Consider the following 16,348-nt stretch of genomic DNA (forward strand, 5'->3'; position numbering starts at 1 on the left):
ATGGCTAAAATAATTTCAATTTTTACTGTAATTTTGCTGATACCACTTAATGTTTTTGCAAAATCAGCAGTATTAGAATGGCGTCCGAAACGATTCTCCTATGAAGGGCATATATTTTTTAATGCGACCAACTCAGCAGTTCAAGGAGAGAGGTTTCTGCTTAATGAGCAATTATCAAACATTAAATTAGGTTCTGAATTACAGATAAATGATTGGAATAAAACGAAGGGGTTGCTGATTTACAATACATTACCCACGCCGATTAATCCGCAAATTTATTTTGATCAACTCTATCACGAATTTAAAAGTCCCAATTTCCACTGGTACTTTGAGGGAGGGAGGAAATGGGTAACTTTTGGTAACTATAAAAATGATCTTATTTATAAACCCTTAACTAAAGCTTTAGGTCAAACTAATGAATTAACGGCAGTAATGGGATATGACGCAGACTATTATATGAGTTTATCTTTATTTTCCCCTTATTCACGCATACGCTCCTCTTCTCTTCCTTATTACAATTTAAACTTTGGTACTCATAAAAAAAATTATGATATTGGCGGCAGCTACCTATATTCTTTAGCTGATAGCCAGATTTTTCAATACAACAAGGGTTTTGGTGGTTTTTTGAAGCGCACTATCCACAGCAAAGTTCCGGGTTTTGCTGCCCATGCGAATTTAAACTATAAAAATATAGGAATCAATTTAACTTATGTTACAGCGGTTCGTCCATTCCAGTCTTCGGAGCTTAGTTATAATAAAAAAGGAGCGATCCCCCAAGCTTTTAGCATACAAAGCAGTTATTACCTTATGATAAAAAAAGCTCCGGTGAAATTGATTGGATTTTATGAGTATTCTTACGAAACTTTAGCGTTAAGAATACCAAAAAAGCGATTTGGTGTAGGTCTTTCAGCATATCCCAAACGTTATCTTACCGCGCAATTTCAATATTTCAAAGATTATGAATACAGCTCCAAGGATGAAGCCTCGGGCTTAAACAAGACTGTTTGGGGGACGTCTGCGAAAGTAAATACATTTGCTTTACAGCTCATATTGAATCTTTAAATTCTTACACAGCATTCTTTAATAAAAATCCTCTGCCAATTATTGCAAATGAGAATCGTTATCGTTTATATTGTAAATGATAATTATTCTCATTTTGATTGACTTGAGGGAGTTGGGTGCGGACAATCAGAAGTTGTCTCTATGAATAATAACTTAAGCTATAAGACAATAAAGAGGGTGGTGTGTATGATTTTATCGAGTTCTCACGTTAATGAGCTAAACATTCAATTACGTTCATTATTATTGGATACTGATTTTCCTGTTTCATCAAAACAAATGGAGCGTTTTCTTTTTACCTCTTATCAGCAGTGTTTTGAACGGTTAAAAAGGGCGGCCTTTTCAGAAGGATTGATTAATAAAAAAGTAACGAGCCAATCCATTGCTGCTTATCTTGATCTCTTGAAGATTTATTCAAAAAATCGAAAAATTCACTTTAAAAATTGGCACTCATTAAATGAGGAATTAAATGAAAGCATTGCGAATCAAGCTCTAGCTCTTGCATATCAATATCAATGGCATAAAAAAATTATACAACAGGCAAAAGGTTACTCGAATTTATGGTCTTGGTTAATCGAGCAATTTGATCAGCAACAAGTACTTAATTTCTTAGAGCAATGGGGCTGTATGGGACATCCATCTCATCCTAATTTTCGCGCCAAAATAGGCTTTAATCGTAGAGAAGTTGTACAATATTCTCCTGAATTCAATTCAGAAGTCACTATTTGCTGGGCTGCAATTCATCATTCTCTTGCATTTACCTCAACGTCAAAGTCTGTTTTTCATTGGTTATTTAGTAATCACTTCCCTAAAGAATACACTTTGTGGAGTGAATCTCTACGATTCAAAAAGTTAAAACCAGAGGATTATTATCCACTACCTATTCATCCTTGGCAGTGGGCTAATAAATTGCAAACACTCACAAAACCTTTATTTGATGGGCACCAATTTATCGTCAATCCAGTATATCAACAAACAAAACCCTCGATGTCATTTCGTACGATGATGCCACTCGCAAAACATGGCCCGCATCTTAAATTGGCTGTAGGGGTACATACTACCTCCTCTTTACGTACGGTTTCTCCAGCATCAGTAAGTAACTCGTCCACATTGTCACAATGGCTCAATGAATTACTTGCACAACATCAATATTATAGAGGGCAATTATTTTTGGCACGTGATTTAGCAGGTATCAATACGTTACATCCGTCCATTCCTGATAATGAAAAGAAACATTTGGCACTTATAATTCGTGAAAATCCTTTGCAATGGATAAGATTAGACCAAAAACTTGTTCCTTTGGCGTCACTCTTTAAACGGTCACCGATGAGTCAACGATCTTTATTGAGCGAACTCATTGAACTCAGCCAAAGCAATCCAGTAAGCTACTTTACTAATTATTGCCGCTGCGTTTTGACAAGTCAGCTGCACCTATTATTATGTTATGGGATTGCACTGGAAGCCCATCAACAAAATACGTTAATTATTTTTCAAGCAAATCGTCCTTCAGGGCTTGTAATACGAGATCTAGGAGGTATAAAAATTTGCAGCCATCCACTTTATGAGAAAGTAATTAAACCCACGTTACATCCAGACTCAACTATAACCTGTACTGGGCTAAGTGAACTGAGCGATAAATTTATACATGGTAATTTACTGAGTAATTTGGCTTATGGGATTGATTGTTTGAGTGTCGATTATAAGCTATCTAAGCCTATTCTTTGGCAAAAGGTAAGGCAAATTCTCGATCATATTTTAGAAGATCTTAGAACTGAAACTGAACCGCAAATTTATCATTGGCATCGAAAGAAATTGTTGGTTGAACCTTGGCAACAAAAATGTTTGCTGGCTATGCGACTTCATGAAAATCAAAACCAAGATTTATTTTCCATGATTAGAAATCCATTAAGCAGAAATTATGCCTAAATCACTGCAGCCACTCATCTTAATAGGCCAATTTTTTATGATCTTGGCTTTAGAAATGACGAATCCATTTTTGTCTTTACTTATTGCCTCACAAAGTGAAGGATCATTAGAGGATGCAGTATTTTATAGCATGCTCAGTTTCGTATTACCTATGCTTGCCAACATCATCATGGCACCAATTTGGGGGATTGCGGCTGATCGTTATGGTTATAAATCTATGTTAATGCGTGCATCCTGGGCATTGGTATTTACACAACTGACTATGATGTTTGCACATTCTATCTTCTGGATTTTAATCATTCGTGTTTTTCAAGGGGCTTTCGCAGGTTTTATTGTATCCATGCAAACTTATTCTTTAAGCCTTTGTGAATGGCATCATAAAAGTAGACAATTAGCGCGTTTACAATCGGCAAAGGCAATTGCTACAACTCTAGCTGGTTTCATAGGGGGAATAATTTTAGCTGTTACCAATTACCAAGGATTATATGGAATAGCTACGGCTATTTGCTTGGCTATAACGCTTATTATGCAATATTACCTGCCGGCCGCACAAAAAAAAGCGGATAAAAATCAGAATCAAAAGCCCAATAGATTGCGAGTTGATTCGAAGCCTATCTTCTTTCTATGCTTTTTGATTACTCTGACTCAAGTCATTAAATTTTTACCTGATCCAGGATTGTCTTTATTTATCAACGATTCTTTTTCTCATAATTTAGTTCTTATTGGTCTGCTTTATTCTCTCCCTGCGGCTGGCATGTTAGCGAGTTCTGAATGGTGTGGGCGTCAGTTTGATCAATGTCGAACCGACATTTTTTTAGTACATCGCTATTTAGTACGTTACAGTGTACTCGGTTTAATTCTTATGCTATGCCAAGCAAGTACAAGCAATCTCGTTCTCTTTGCCTGTTTCCGTATCCTATGGGGAGTTGTTTTAGCTGCTTTATTACCTGCATTATGTGCTCTTTTAAGCGATCGTTATTCTTTACCTGGTTATGCACTTGGTTTAGCAAATTCTTTTGCCAAATTAGGAAATCTCATTGGTCTATTACTCGGAGGCATTCTGATGAACTGGCTGTCTTATTCAGCATTGTTTGTGATTCTCGCAAGCTTCTATGGCTTATTTGCTCTTTTTGTGGCGGGATTTCATGGATTCTTTTTCAATCCAGTATCTCAGCTTTCCAACACGTACTCTGATAGAACATCATGACCAATAAAGCTTTTTTACTCATATTATTTACCTGGTTTTTTGGGAATTTGGATATTCATTTTATTACTCCAGCCTTACCTCAATTAGCTAATTCTTTTTCAGTGAAACCGAATACAGCTCAATTAACCATTAGTATTTTTTTACTAGGAAAGGCGTTGAGTATGATTTTGTGGGGAATTCTTTCTGAACGGTATGGTAGAAAACCTATATTTATTTTAGGCTTGTTGTTGTATCTGAACTCTAATTTTCTAGCTGCATGGAGTCCTTCTATTGAAGCTTTATTATTTTGTCGTTTTTTTCAGGGAGTGGCCGTAGGTGCAACATTGCTTATGGGTAGAACAATGATTAATGACACTCATGATGAACACCATGCAACCCAATACTTTGCTTGTTTTTTTACTCTTGGAGGACTTTTTATATGCTTTTTACCTTTTTTGGGGGGCTTAATTAATAGTCATTTAAATTGGCGGACTGCATCTATAATCATTGCATTATATGCGCTGCTTTTATTTCCTTTAAGTATCGGGATACAAGAAACGAAACCACATCATTCGTTGATGTTGAGTTTTAAAGAAATAATAACCACAGTTTTTCGTCATCCTGTTTTTATTGGTTATTTATTGATTTCTGCATTAATGATGGCTGGTGAGTCTGCCTTTAATACTTCAGCATCATTTATTTTGATTCAAGGTGCTCAATGGACTTCTACTCAGTATGGTTTTGCTAAAACAGTTATGGCAATAATGCATTTATTAGGAACAGCATGCTGCGGTATCTTAGTTAAGTATTACTCGAGTAGACAACTCACTGCGTTTGGTATTTATTTCTTTGCTTTTTCTGCGGTTTTAATGTGGCTGTTTAGTCTACTTTCTGATGTGATTTATCTTATCTTTATTATTCCGATGGCGATCTATTATTTCGGTACTGGATTTATTGTAGCGAGTACAACTTCTGCAGTTGTACGTCCTTTTCCGAAACAAATGGCATTGGCTTTAGCTTTAACGCTATTTTGTCAATTCAACTGCTCCGCTTTATTTAGCTTTATTACCAGCGTCATTGGTATTAAAGAGGTAAGTTCTTTTATGCGCTTACTGTGCTTGATTGGTTTTTTCAGTTTAATTACTTTGAGTCTGCTTAAGTTAAGTGAAAAAAAATTATCCAAACACAGTGTTGTTATACAGTAAAAATTGTTGTCCTTAGCCTCATTGATGCATCTTCATCCAACTTATCAGTAGTTATTAAAGAAGGTTCTTCATCGATTAGTAGCGCTTGTAATTTGCCAATCTGTCTCAACTTATTTTGCAAGCGGTTGGTTGATTTTGAAAATAAAAAGGAAATGGGGGCTTTTTCTACCGCAACTTTACCGAGTTCAATATTGACCTTTTGATGTGCCATTTCAAGTGTTCTATAGAGATGGACCGCCATTTCTTTTTTATCAAGAAAAGAAGCATAATCAATACATGGGGTGATTTCAAAAAAACCTTGCTCTCTCACCCAGGTACAACGATCACAAGCTGCTTTTAGAAGTATTTTCTTTTCTTCTAAAGGTAATTCAATATTTTTTGTTAATTTTAATAAATGCTTTGCATCAGTGAGTAATGCTTTCATAACCGCTTGACTTTGTTCCCAGACTTCTTTTTTAGCAGGCGACTTTGAAAGTTCATAATTTCTACAAACTTTTCTCAGATCACCTAAAATACGTTCGTCATTAAAAGGTTTTTTATTATTTAATCCTCCAATGACCCAAAATAACAGAAACCGATATACCTCACTTCCTTCAAGAGCATCTAGTTGAAGCGACTTCTGATGTAAGCGAGGTTTTTTCAAATTTAAAAGTATTTCATTATATTGATCACTATGCATTTCTAGCTGTTCAACAGAGAACAGATAGAGATGACGCATGCAAGTTGAAAGCTCTATTGGATTAATTTTTCGTCGAAACAATTCAAGCGAGCACTGTTCACCTTTTGGTTTTTGATACTCAGTCAGATGTAAAAGTCTTAATAAGCTAAAATTAATACGCATATATTTATTCTCTATTTCTAATTTCTAAAAATTAAAATGTAAAATGGCAAAAAATGGAGCAAATATGATTTCTTATATTACAGAAAGTCGATTATAAAGGCAATGACTTGAAACTATACCCTAGGGAAAACACATGCTTTGTTTGTTAATAACCCAAGTAGTGTCATAATTGATCAGAAGAGGCTCCATCTGACAAACAAAGTGATGTACTACGTTGAGGAATGGATTCCCTCCTGCGCGGGAATGACATAATTTGCATGATGAACTGGCTTCAAATTGAGTTTAAAATGGTATGATTTTGCCCTGAACTATACCCTGATGAATTAACTACATTTTTTAATTAAACGGTTATAATCAATTGGTTATAAATCTATTTCGGTGGTGATTTTAGAATTACTCTTAATGAGTTTACTTCTCCAATTCGTTTTTTTTCTTATGACAAACCCTGAAGCATACAAAACAACCCCAGTAAGGATAAGCGATAATGTCCGAATAATTGTTGGACTTGATGATGCATCATAAAGTAACGCTTTTCCTGCAGCAAAGAACAAAACAATAAGCACTGATTTTGCAATAAGTACATCATTGCGCAGTGTTGAAACGCGCAGGATGATAAGAACATACGCAAGCCAGGAAGCAGAAACAGCCAAGGTACTGTATTCAGCGGTCAGTTGATAAAGACTCATGATCGCAAGGAGATGTGCAGCTGCTAGTAAAGCATAATAATATTCCTCTCTATAAGATAATTCCTGGCGATTTTGTATTATTAAATACCAAATGCTGGCAAAAGAAGCCCCGGCCACTAAAGACCAAGACAATCCACTACCGTTCACTAAGTGGCCTAATATACTTAGATATTCAATACCCAAAATAGCAGAGAGCGCCACAAATGGGATTAAGAATGAAATATTCCATTGAATCGCTTTAATTTTTTCACGAAAGAGGGTGTAAGCAAAAACAATTACTGCAAAAAGCCATGGTCTTAGACTTAACGGCAAAAGGCCAAGATAAATCGAGTGGAAACTGACAAGTGTTACAAAAGTCAGTAGTACATTACGACTGTTAAAGCGACGATCAGGAAACCATTTTTTAGCTGAGCAATAGAGCCCAACTAAAAGAGCTGCTGATACTAAGGAAACACAAGAAGCCAGGGTATTATCAATACGACTGAGATAATAATACTCCATTGCATAGAAAATTAATAAGACAGGGAAGAGACTCCATGACTCTTTCTCCGTGAGCTGTTTTTTAGTTAATTGTGTAAAAAGTAGAGTGCCAATTGAATAAATAAGAAAATTAAGAGCAAGTACTGTAGCGATTAACACATCTTGATTCAGTTCTAGCCCAACGATTGCTGTGATTGATATTGCTAGGTAAGCTGAAATCATAGTTAAGGTTCGAGACTCCACCCAAATAGCAAGTGTTGCAAAATTCAAAGAGCAAATAGTGAAATAATATAAAGAAAAAATAGCATTATTTTCAACACCGGCAACAATAGGAGCAAAATATGCGCCTAATGCAGCAACAATCGCATAAATATCGTGTTTAAACCGTAAATAAAACCAAATAGAAACTCCTGAAATAATTGTTGATGTGGCAATGACTGTCTGAAATGAAATCAGTAAATAATATTGATATGCGGCATAGCAGGTAAAATAAAGTACTATTGCTCCAGCTGCGGGTAAAAAGCAGGCATATATTCTATCTGAGTTGGAAATTGCAATTCCTGCGGTAAATAAAGCCATTCCAAATAATGTAGCTACTCCGAGTTGCTTTTCATGAGTTAACCATCCAGATTCAATGGATAATTTAACAATGAAGCACGCTGCCAGAATAAAACAAACTGAAGCAACAAAACCTAACCAATTACCTGACATAGGCTTATGTATTGATTTATCCGTATTTTTTTTGTTTTTAATTGATTCAGATTGCTTTTGCGCTGTCGCTGATACGATGCCATTAATCTTTTCAACTACCGACATTCGTACTTCTAATTCGTGTATGCTTTTTTCAATATCAATCGATTTCAAGAAAGTACAACCCTATATATCAAAATATGGATAATTTTACATCATTTTGCGTATTTATTGCGAGAGATCTTTTAAAATAATTATAAAATTTTTCATTTCAAGGGGGATGACCTCAAAAAGGGAGGTGCAAAATTAGAGTCAGTGACTGTGGAGTACTCTTTACTAAGCTCGGATGATTCTCCTTTGAAATGAGCACCAAGTATATGGGGGGAGAGAATGCATTCCCAACCTGAAATACAGTTATTGTTCCACTTGGTTTTCAAGCCAAAATTTCAATAATGCAGTTACTGCTTGCGGTTGCTTAACATGAGGCATATGCCACAATCCTCAATAATTGCTAACTTTGCTGAAGGAATGCCAGATTTCATTGATTGCTTTGTTTGCAAAGTAAAAGCAGTATCTTGTCTGCTATAAAGAATTAATGTTGGGCATACTATTTTATGAAGTTGCAATGTTAATGGTTGACTATTTAACATTGCTTTAGTTTGATTCAGAAATCCTTGCCTGGGAAATTTTGCTTGTCCTTAAACAAGAGTACTCATTAATGTCCTGTCATTGCTGCGAGAGGGGAAAACACTGGTTACATTGATTTCATTGAGGACGGTCATTTTCAATTTCATATTGCCACTGTTCAAAATATTTGCGTTTCCCCTGATCTAAATCACCTGCCCAACTCCCCATAATAATTAAGTGAGAGACTCTATGAGACGCTTTTATTGCAGTGAGTTGTGCTGCCCAGCTACCCAAAGAATGTCCACAGATAATAAATTTTTCTGGTGCATCTTTAAGGAGTTGTTCTGTCATTTTTTCTATGGTTTCAGCGTCAGGAAAATATTTGACAGTAATATCAGCGATATCATCAAGGTGCGTGCTTTGATGTTTCCATAGTAATTCCGTACCACCTCATTCAGGAATGATAATAAGGTTGTGCTTCATGGTTACACCTTAGGTAAAACAATTTCATGACAAGCATAACCGCCATCAACTCTTAGTGTTCCGTCATATAACTTGATGCATTTGATGCAAGTAGCAATACAGCCCCAGCTAATTCTTGGGGATCCGCAGCGCGTTTTACTCGAATTGCTTTGCGTCATTTTTCACCTTCAGGTCGCGAGCTTTCAATATGTTTATCAGCATGTGAGTGAATTTGAAATTTCCTCTTCAACTTTCATCATTGATTTTGATTTATTAACAGCAAAACTGCCTAAGAAAGTTAAAGGTAAAAGTCGTTGTTTATTGAGCGCCAAGTAAAGCTCGGACTCGGAATTTTGAACCACTTCTTTTAGGTTATTCTCTTTATCTTTAAGATTTAATACAGCATCAACTATACCCTGAAGTTTTGTACCACTATTAATCCAATAAGGGTTCGAACTCCTTTTACCTTCTTGTAAGCGAGCCATAGTATACATGATTTTTAGTCCAATATTTCCCTGTTTACTTAAGAAAAATATCGCTTGATTATAGGAAATATCCTCAGGTGGAAGATTAATTTTTTGTGGGGCAAAAATAAGTCCTTCTGTTTTTAATAGATTTGCTAATTGTTGTTTAAGCATTCCATATAGATTATTGAAATTCCCATCGAAAAAGGGAAAATGTGCTACCAATTCATTGAATAGATAAGGTGATGTATTAAAATTAGGGAATGGAGTTGTAGATGCAGAATTAAAGAGTTCATTTAATTCCTTTATTGTCTGAGGTGTGGTTTCTTTCTCACCTTTTTTCAATTGCTCAATGATCTCTTCGAAAGAAGATAAAAATCCTATATGAGTTAAAAATGCAGTAAAGTTATTGTAAGCATCACGAGCAGACACTTGATGATCACCTATCTTAATCATGCTCGACGGAGATATATTAACAGGGTCATCTGTACTCGAATAAGCCTCCAAGTTACTAACACACTCAGTAAGTAATGGCATCATTATTGAAAGGTAAAGGTCCTTTTGTAACAACGCAGATACGATATACTTATAAGACTTAATTTGCTCTAATAATGTCTCTAGGGTCAACGTATTGGAATGCTCCTTAAATTCTTTTAAAACTTGTTGTTTTTGTTCTTTATTTAAGTCTTGATCTTCAAAAAAGTTTAAAAATGTTGTTAAGTTAATTTCAGTGACTGTTGCAGGTAAAATAAAATGGAAATGTCCGCTTTTTTCTTGGCTTGATTTTTTTGCAAAAAGAAACGACAAGTGTTTGTTATGAGTATAATGAGCAAAATCGTGCATTAATCCTTCGCCAATCGATAAAACTGAGTATTGGTTTAATAGCTTTTCATATTTTTTTTGAAAATTATTTAATTCTGCTTCAGGTACATAAACGCTAATAAAAGGGCCGCTAATTTTAATTTTTTTGATAAGTGGATTTTCAGGGAATCGCTTTAAAAACATAATTTATATCCTTTGGTAAAAAATTTGTCGAATTATACATCAATTGGTAGTTTACTGTAACACTAAGAGCTTGCATTACTCATTTAGATAGGGCCTATGTACCTAACCTTCCGATTTTTTAGAAAATGAATTTGCTGAAGATTTGGAAAATTTAAAAAAAATTTTGTGAATTTTCAGCAGAGCGTCAATAATCGGGTTTTCATATAACCTATTGATTTTATGTGGCTTATTTTTAACCTGACGCACTTTAGAAAAACATATTTCCCGCAAGAATTACCAAATGTACTTGAAAAGTTCCAAGAAGAGATAGAAGAAATCATTACTTTAGTGCAATCATCGAAGAGGGGTTTGCTTTATTGTATAAAAGAATATTTTCTATTTTCTTCTTAACTATTTGTTATATGAAAGAAGTTAGTTAATGTACAAGATAGACCGTAATGATATAAATTTAATTGTCCTCAGGACCTTAACCTAGGTCTCACTTCATTTCGAGTCACTTAGAGAGCATAGCTAAAAGAGAGATTAAGTCACAACTAATTCACATGGTGCAATCTAAACAATATCAGCTAATTGGTGTAATCATTGAATTCATTTTTTGTCCTTGTACTCAGACAATTCCAGTAATTGCCCTGGTTGTGTAAAAAATTTTATACAAGGTTAAGGATGGCCTTATTCAGGTCGTAGTTATGCCGCAAGTTCATAAAACTGTTTCCAAGTAGGCATATCCTCTGTATTTTCCATCTGTCCTTTTTAAGCACTCGATACAATTCAATTTACTGGCAACAAAAAGAAGGTGGTTACAACAATAGTTGAGCATAAATCAAGAATGGAAAACAGCAAACAGCAAGGCTGTGATTGTAATTTTTTCTTGTTCAGTCAAATTGAATTGCTCTGCAATAATGGTGGTGGCTTTTGAAAGACTAATATCGCCATGTTGTTTAACAAGCTTTAATAAAGGCAGCATTATTGTTTGATAATCTGGTATAGCCATCTAATTGAACCTATGCCTAAGAAAATGGTTGGGATTTAAAATGCCTAAGGAATTGTTTATACAGCAATTTAAAAATGATTGTCGCATTTGGAGTTAAAACTCGCCCCCAAATAAAAATTCGTGACTCTTTGATTTCACTGGCGTCCCGGAGAGGATTTGAACCTCCGACCTGCCCCTTAGGAGGGGGCTGCGCTATCCAGCTGTGCCACCGGGACTTTTTATTGACTCGTAAGTCTACCGTTATCATTGGAAAATAACAACTTCCATGGTAGTAAACGTAAGGTTTTCATTTTTCAATTTTCATGGAAAATGGGTTAATTATAAGCATTTTTTAGCCTTGTTGTGGTATACTTCGTTGACCTTTTATTTTGATCAGTATGATGTGATGAACACGTCGGATTTAAAATATCCATTTCCTTCAGTGTGGAATTTTTTGTGGCAGGTCATTAAGCCTTATCGTTGGTGGTATGTCTTAATGCTTCAGGCACCAGTGTTCACTGCGTTTTATATTTTTGCCAATAATTATTCTTTTAAACTCCTGGTCGATGCATTTTCCAGTGAAACAATCACTTCATATCAACCGTTAGTGTTTCCTATTGTATTATTTATCATCGCGCAAATTGTGTTGGATGTTGTTTGGCGAATTAGTGATTTTGCAGAGTGGAAGGCGGAGCCCTATGCGCGGCAAAGATTATTGTCTTCTGCTTATAATTATGTACAACATCATTCCTATAATTATGTACAACATCATTCCTATAATTATTTTCAAAATACGCCTAGTGGTACGGTAATTAGTAAGTTAAAAGGCCTTTTGGATGGTTATGACAGTGTTTTTTCTAATATCCACCACATTGTAGGGAAGCACTTTTGTGTGGTTGCTGTTTCTGTTTTTGTTTTGTTGGTGGTCAATTTCAGTGTTTTTTGTTTCATGCTCGCCTGGTGCGTGCTCGTTATGACAATTATGCTACCTATGGCAATCAAACTGAATCAGCTCTCTAATAATATGGCAGAGAGTAAACATCAAGTCATAGGCAGTTTTTCGGATAATATTACCAATATTTTTTCTCTATTTTATTTCGCTAAACGACGCGCTGAACATCGGCGTGTTAATGAGCTGATGTCTGATGATTTTGTGCCGAGTCAAATTGCTCTTTATCGGTATGACTTTAAATTTAATATGATCGGCTCGGTACTGTACTGGTTCATGTTGATTGTTGTTTTTATATTTATGATATATCTGCGTACACACGGAAAGATTTCTACTGGGGATTTTCTGTTTGTTATGCTGACTGCCATTACTATTTCTTTTGATTTATGGACGCTCATGAGTAGTCTTTGTACTTTTTTAAAAGAAATGGGGGATTTCAAGTCATCTTTTAGTATCTTATCGATACCCCATGAGGAGGTGGATATACCCCATGCACAAGAATATCGGATTACCAAGGGTAAAATTGAATTCCAGAAGCTCTCTTTTACCTATAATGCAGGAACTTTTGTATTTAAAAATCTTAATCTGCTTATCAAACCTGGTGAGAGAATTGGTTTGGTTGGCCATTCGGGAGCAGGTAAATCGACATTAGTTTCCTTGCTATTAAAAAACTTTAGGCCTACTGAGGGAAAAATTTTAATTGACGATAAACCTATTTTAGAGATTACTGCAGATTCTTTGCGCCAACAAATAGCTCTTATTCCCCAAGATATTATGCTTTTCCATCGCTCTATTGGGGAGAATATTGGTTATGCAAAAGAAAATGCAACACTGCAAGAGATTAAACGTGCAGCTGCGATGGCGAATATTGATGAGTTCATTGAGTCACTTCCTGAAAAATATAATACACTGGTTGGTGAGCGTGGGGTGAAACTTTCAGGGGGACAGCGTCAGCGCATTGCGATTGCACGAGCCTTTTTAAAGAATACATCAATTGTTATTCTTGATGAGGCAACCTCAAGTCTTGATACGCTTTCTGAGCAAGAAATTCAACAATCAATTAACGCCATGTTGGAGCAAAATAATGCTACGGTCATCGCAATCGCTCATCGACTGTCTACCATTCGGCACATGGATCGAATTGTAGTCATGGAAGGGGGGATGATTATTGAAGAAGGTACTTTTAACGAATTGGTAAATAATGAACACAGTCATTTCAAAATGCTTTGGGACAGTCAAGTCAATGGAATGGTTTTATAAAATGACAAAATGGGTGATTTTTTACAGAAATTAATGCAATTAACTCAATCAAATTAGATAAATAAAATCTTAGGCACATTTGATCTGTATTGTATAACCTGGATGCTGTGAAGTAGAGAACCCAGGTTATACTATTATTCAGCGTAACTTTTGAATTTACTCTGGATAACAATAGATCACGCTTCCACCATCTATACTAGCATGGAATATCAGTGCATCAACACCAGCAATCTCTCTTTTCTCTTTTAAACAGCGGTAGCCAGGATAAGTATAATAAAAATCACCTGTAGGCACTGGTCCTTCAACAGTAGTATAAGTATGAGCAGTTGTATCTACAGTAATGGGGACACTTTTCCAAGTTTGGGTTTCTGTTACGATCATGCTATCAGCTAAGGCTGCCGTAGCAACTGTTAGGAGTAAAGCCGTGAGTAGTGTTTTTTTCATTTGTGCATCCTCCTTGTTTATTTTCCCATAAAGTCTTTATATTTGTTCAAAGTAAAGACACCTGATAAATATAGCACATTTATTTAGAAAAAATTTTTAATCACATTGATATGAATTTATATAAAAAATAAGCATGTATAATCAAAGATCTTTGGGATATTTTGTTTTCCCCCAAATGGGGGAAAGTGGTTTAATTAAAAGCGACCATGTTGGTGACTGCGACTGCCGCCATGTTCATGAATATGACCGCCATCATGAATATGTACTGTTCTGTGGGAGGTAGGATGTCCATGTGAGTGATCATTATTTACGTATACCGTACTACCAGTATCATAGTGTCCATAAGGAGCAGCAGTATAAACGGGAGAGTAAAAGCCATAACTGCTGTAACCAGGAGTAGCGGTAGTTCTTACAGTAGTATATGTATTATTGTTGCAAGCAAATAGAAAAGGTAATACAAAAACAAGACCGATAGCAACGAGTGCAATTGGAAGTATCGGTGTAAAAATAAAAGCTGATGCAAGCAGGGTTTTTGTAGCTATTGCAGCTGCAGTAGCGGTTGTAGATTTTAGCGTTACTGCAGCAATAACTCCTGCCGTGACTATTGCAGCTGCAGTGAGTGCTGTCATACATCTGAGTAAAAAAGTATAATTGGTATCATCTTCCTGTTTTTTCTTGGTCATACGTCACCTCATGTGTTGTACCAGATTAATTATTACAATGTATTAAAATCAAAGTCGAAATTGAATTTCGACTGCTTTAAGATTCTACTATAGGGAAGAAAAATATCATCTTTATTTGTACTTTTTTAAAAAATTGTTTTTCCAAAAATGAGATTGTTTGAAAATATAGCGAAAAGGCACTTGATGAATTTAAAAAGAAGACAACTTAGAAAAAGAATTCGATAGAATTGATTTAGAACCTGGGCTAGGGAATTTCCTTAACCCAATGTTCCTTAATGAAGCTCGATGTGAATTGAAGAGTTATTATTCATCATCATCCCAGCTTAGAGTGCCGCCAGCTTGGTATTCAATGACGCGAGTTTCAAAGAAGTTTTTCTCTTTTTTCAAATCCATCATTTCACTCATCCACGGGAATGGATTTTCAGCACCAGGATACTGCTCTGGCAAGCCGATTTGGTTTAAACGACGATTAGCTATGAAGTGCAGGTATTCTTCAAACATTTCTGCGTTCATTCCTAAAATGCCTTGAGGCATAGTATCCTTAGCATATTGATACTCCAGTTCTACGCCTTGGTGAATGAGTTGAATCATTTCTTCTTTAAATTCAGGCGTCCACAAATGCGGATTTTCAATTTTAATTTGGTTGATGACATCAATACCAAAGTTCATATGCATGGATTCATCACGTAAAATGTATTGGAATTGCTCGGAAGTTCCTACCATTTTATTTCGACGCCCCATAGAGAGAATTTGCGTAAACCCAACATAGAAAAAGATTCCTTCAAAAATTACATAGAAGGCAATTAAATCGCGCAATAAACGCTGATCATTTTCTACAGTACCTGTATGGAATGTTTCATCACCTAAGCTTTGAGTAAAAGGTAATGCCCAGGCTGCTTTAGTTGCTACTGATGGGATCTCGCGATACATATTAAAGACTTCTGCTTCATCAAGTCCCAAACTCTCAATGACGTATTGGTAAGCATGAGTATGCAGCGCTTCTTCAAATGCCTGACGTAACAAGTATTGTCTGCATTCAGGATTCGTAATATGTCGATAAACAGCGAGTACTAGGTTATTGGCAACCAATGAATCTGCTGTTGAGAAAAATCCTAAATTCCGTTTGATTATCAAACGTTCGGCCTCTGTAAGCCCATTTGGATCTTTCCAAAGAGCTACGTCAGCACTCATATTGATTTCATTGGGCATCCAATGATTTGCACAAGCAGTTAAATATTTATCCCAAGCCCACTTATATTTAAAAGGAACCAGTTGGTTTAAGTCGGCACGACAGTTGATGATGCGTTTATCATCAACGTGAATGCGTGCAGCTCCCATTTCAAGGGGCTCATATCCTGTTGCACCAGGATGAATTATATCGTGTTGTTGTATGATTTCTGACATTTAAATT

At 35.7% G+C, this 16,348-nt stretch carries 14 protein-coding genes and 1 tRNA gene; 5 read left to right on the top strand and 10 right to left on the bottom strand.

All coding sequences use genetic code 11. From position 1 onward, the window contains the following. The 4 genes from Ltuc_RS04685 (at nucleotide 1) to Ltuc_RS04700 (ending at nucleotide 5,376) form a co-directional block, all read left to right on the top strand. On the top strand, nucleotides 1-1,062 hold the full coding sequence (locus tag Ltuc_RS04685; protein WP_058520154.1) for an LbtU family siderophore porin: 1,062 nt from the start codon (nucleotides 1-3) through the stop codon (nucleotides 1,060-1,062). Nucleotides 1,063-1,248: 186 nt separating this feature from the next. Then, nucleotides 1,249-2,985, top strand: a complete 1,737-nt coding sequence (locus Ltuc_RS04690; protein WP_058520155.1) for an IucA/IucC family protein — start codon at nucleotides 1,249-1,251, stop codon at nucleotides 2,983-2,985. After that, the gene (locus Ltuc_RS04695) at nucleotides 2,978-4,192 is read left to right on the top strand and encodes an MFS transporter (RefSeq protein WP_058520156.1); all 1,215 of its coding nucleotides are present in this window, start codon (nucleotides 2,978-2,980) and stop codon (nucleotides 4,190-4,192) included. The genes Ltuc_RS04690 and Ltuc_RS04695 overlap by 8 nt, the downstream gene beginning before the upstream one ends. Continuing rightward, nucleotides 4,189-5,376: an MFS transporter gene (locus tag Ltuc_RS04700; RefSeq protein ID WP_058520157.1), complete on the top strand. Its 1,188-nt coding sequence runs from the start codon at nucleotides 4,189-4,191 to the stop codon at nucleotides 5,374-5,376. The genes Ltuc_RS04695 and Ltuc_RS04700 overlap by 4 nt, the downstream gene beginning before the upstream one ends. Here Ltuc_RS04700 and Ltuc_RS04705 read toward each other — a convergent pair. From Ltuc_RS04705 to Ltuc_RS04730, 7 genes are all read right to left on the bottom strand, one after another. After that, nucleotides 5,366-6,217: a hypothetical protein gene (locus Ltuc_RS04705; protein WP_058520158.1), complete on the bottom strand. Its 852-nt coding sequence runs from the start codon at nucleotides 6,215-6,217 to the stop codon at nucleotides 5,366-5,368. The genes Ltuc_RS04700 and Ltuc_RS04705 overlap by 11 nt on opposite strands. Before the next feature lie 362 nt (nucleotides 6,218-6,579). Beyond that, on the bottom strand, nucleotides 6,580-8,247 hold the full coding sequence (locus Ltuc_RS04710; RefSeq protein ID WP_058520159.1) for a DUF2339 domain-containing protein: 1,668 nt from the start codon (nucleotides 8,245-8,247) through the stop codon (nucleotides 6,580-6,582). A 591-nt stretch (nucleotides 8,248-8,838) separates the two neighbouring features. After that, nucleotides 8,839-9,051, bottom strand: a complete 213-nt coding sequence (locus Ltuc_RS04720) for an alpha/beta fold hydrolase (protein WP_058520161.1) — start codon at nucleotides 9,049-9,051, stop codon at nucleotides 8,839-8,841. A gap of 134 nt (nucleotides 9,052-9,185) precedes the next feature. Then, nucleotides 9,186-9,341 carry a hypothetical protein gene (locus Ltuc_RS15450; protein WP_202972326.1) on the bottom strand — a complete coding sequence of 52 codons (156 nt, stop codon included), beginning with the start codon at nucleotides 9,339-9,341 and terminating at the stop codon, nucleotides 9,186-9,188. A 36-nt stretch (nucleotides 9,342-9,377) separates the two neighbouring features. Beyond that, entirely contained in the window at nucleotides 9,378-10,631 is a 1,254-nt protein-coding gene (locus tag Ltuc_RS04725) for a hypothetical protein (protein WP_058520162.1), read from the bottom strand. A gap of 820 nt (nucleotides 10,632-11,451) precedes the next feature. Then, nucleotides 11,452-11,622, bottom strand: coding sequence for a hypothetical protein (locus Ltuc_RS15280; protein WP_157064599.1), 171 nt, complete (start codon nucleotides 11,620-11,622; stop codon nucleotides 11,452-11,454). Nucleotides 11,623-11,760: 138 nt separating this feature from the next. Beyond that, nucleotides 11,761-11,837 (bottom strand) — tRNA-Arg (locus tag Ltuc_RS04730). A 170-nt stretch (nucleotides 11,838-12,007) separates the two neighbouring features. Between Ltuc_RS04730 and Ltuc_RS04735 the strand changes: the two genes are divergently transcribed. Then, a complete protein-coding gene (locus tag Ltuc_RS04735; protein ID WP_058521606.1) occupies nucleotides 12,008-13,810 on the top strand; it encodes an ABC transporter ATP-binding protein in 1,803 nt (600 codons plus the stop codon). Between the two features lie 156 nt (nucleotides 13,811-13,966). Here the strand turns inward: Ltuc_RS04735 and Ltuc_RS04740 are convergent, their stop codons facing one another. The 3 genes from Ltuc_RS04740 to Ltuc_RS04750 all read right to left on the bottom strand — a co-directional run bounded on the left by Ltuc_RS04740 (nucleotide 13,967) and on the right by Ltuc_RS04750 (nucleotide 16,341). Further along, nucleotides 13,967-14,254, bottom strand: coding sequence for a hypothetical protein (locus Ltuc_RS04740; protein ID WP_058520163.1), 288 nt, complete (start codon nucleotides 14,252-14,254; stop codon nucleotides 13,967-13,969). Nucleotides 14,255-14,448: 194 nt separating this feature from the next. After that, nucleotides 14,449-14,937: a hypothetical protein gene (locus Ltuc_RS04745; protein ID WP_058520164.1), complete on the bottom strand. Its 489-nt coding sequence runs from the start codon at nucleotides 14,935-14,937 to the stop codon at nucleotides 14,449-14,451. Nucleotides 14,938-15,240: 303 nt separating this feature from the next. Beyond that, complete coding sequence (locus tag Ltuc_RS04750; protein ID WP_058520165.1) at nucleotides 15,241-16,341, bottom strand: ribonucleotide-diphosphate reductase subunit beta; 1,101 nt, start codon at nucleotides 16,339-16,341, stop codon at nucleotides 15,241-15,243. Nucleotides 16,342-16,348 lie beyond the last annotated feature (7 nt).

The organism is Legionella tucsonensis (genome assembly GCF_001468035.1).
In the GTDB taxonomy this organism is placed as follows: Bacteria; Pseudomonadota; Gammaproteobacteria; order Legionellales; family Legionellaceae; genus Legionella; species Legionella tucsonensis.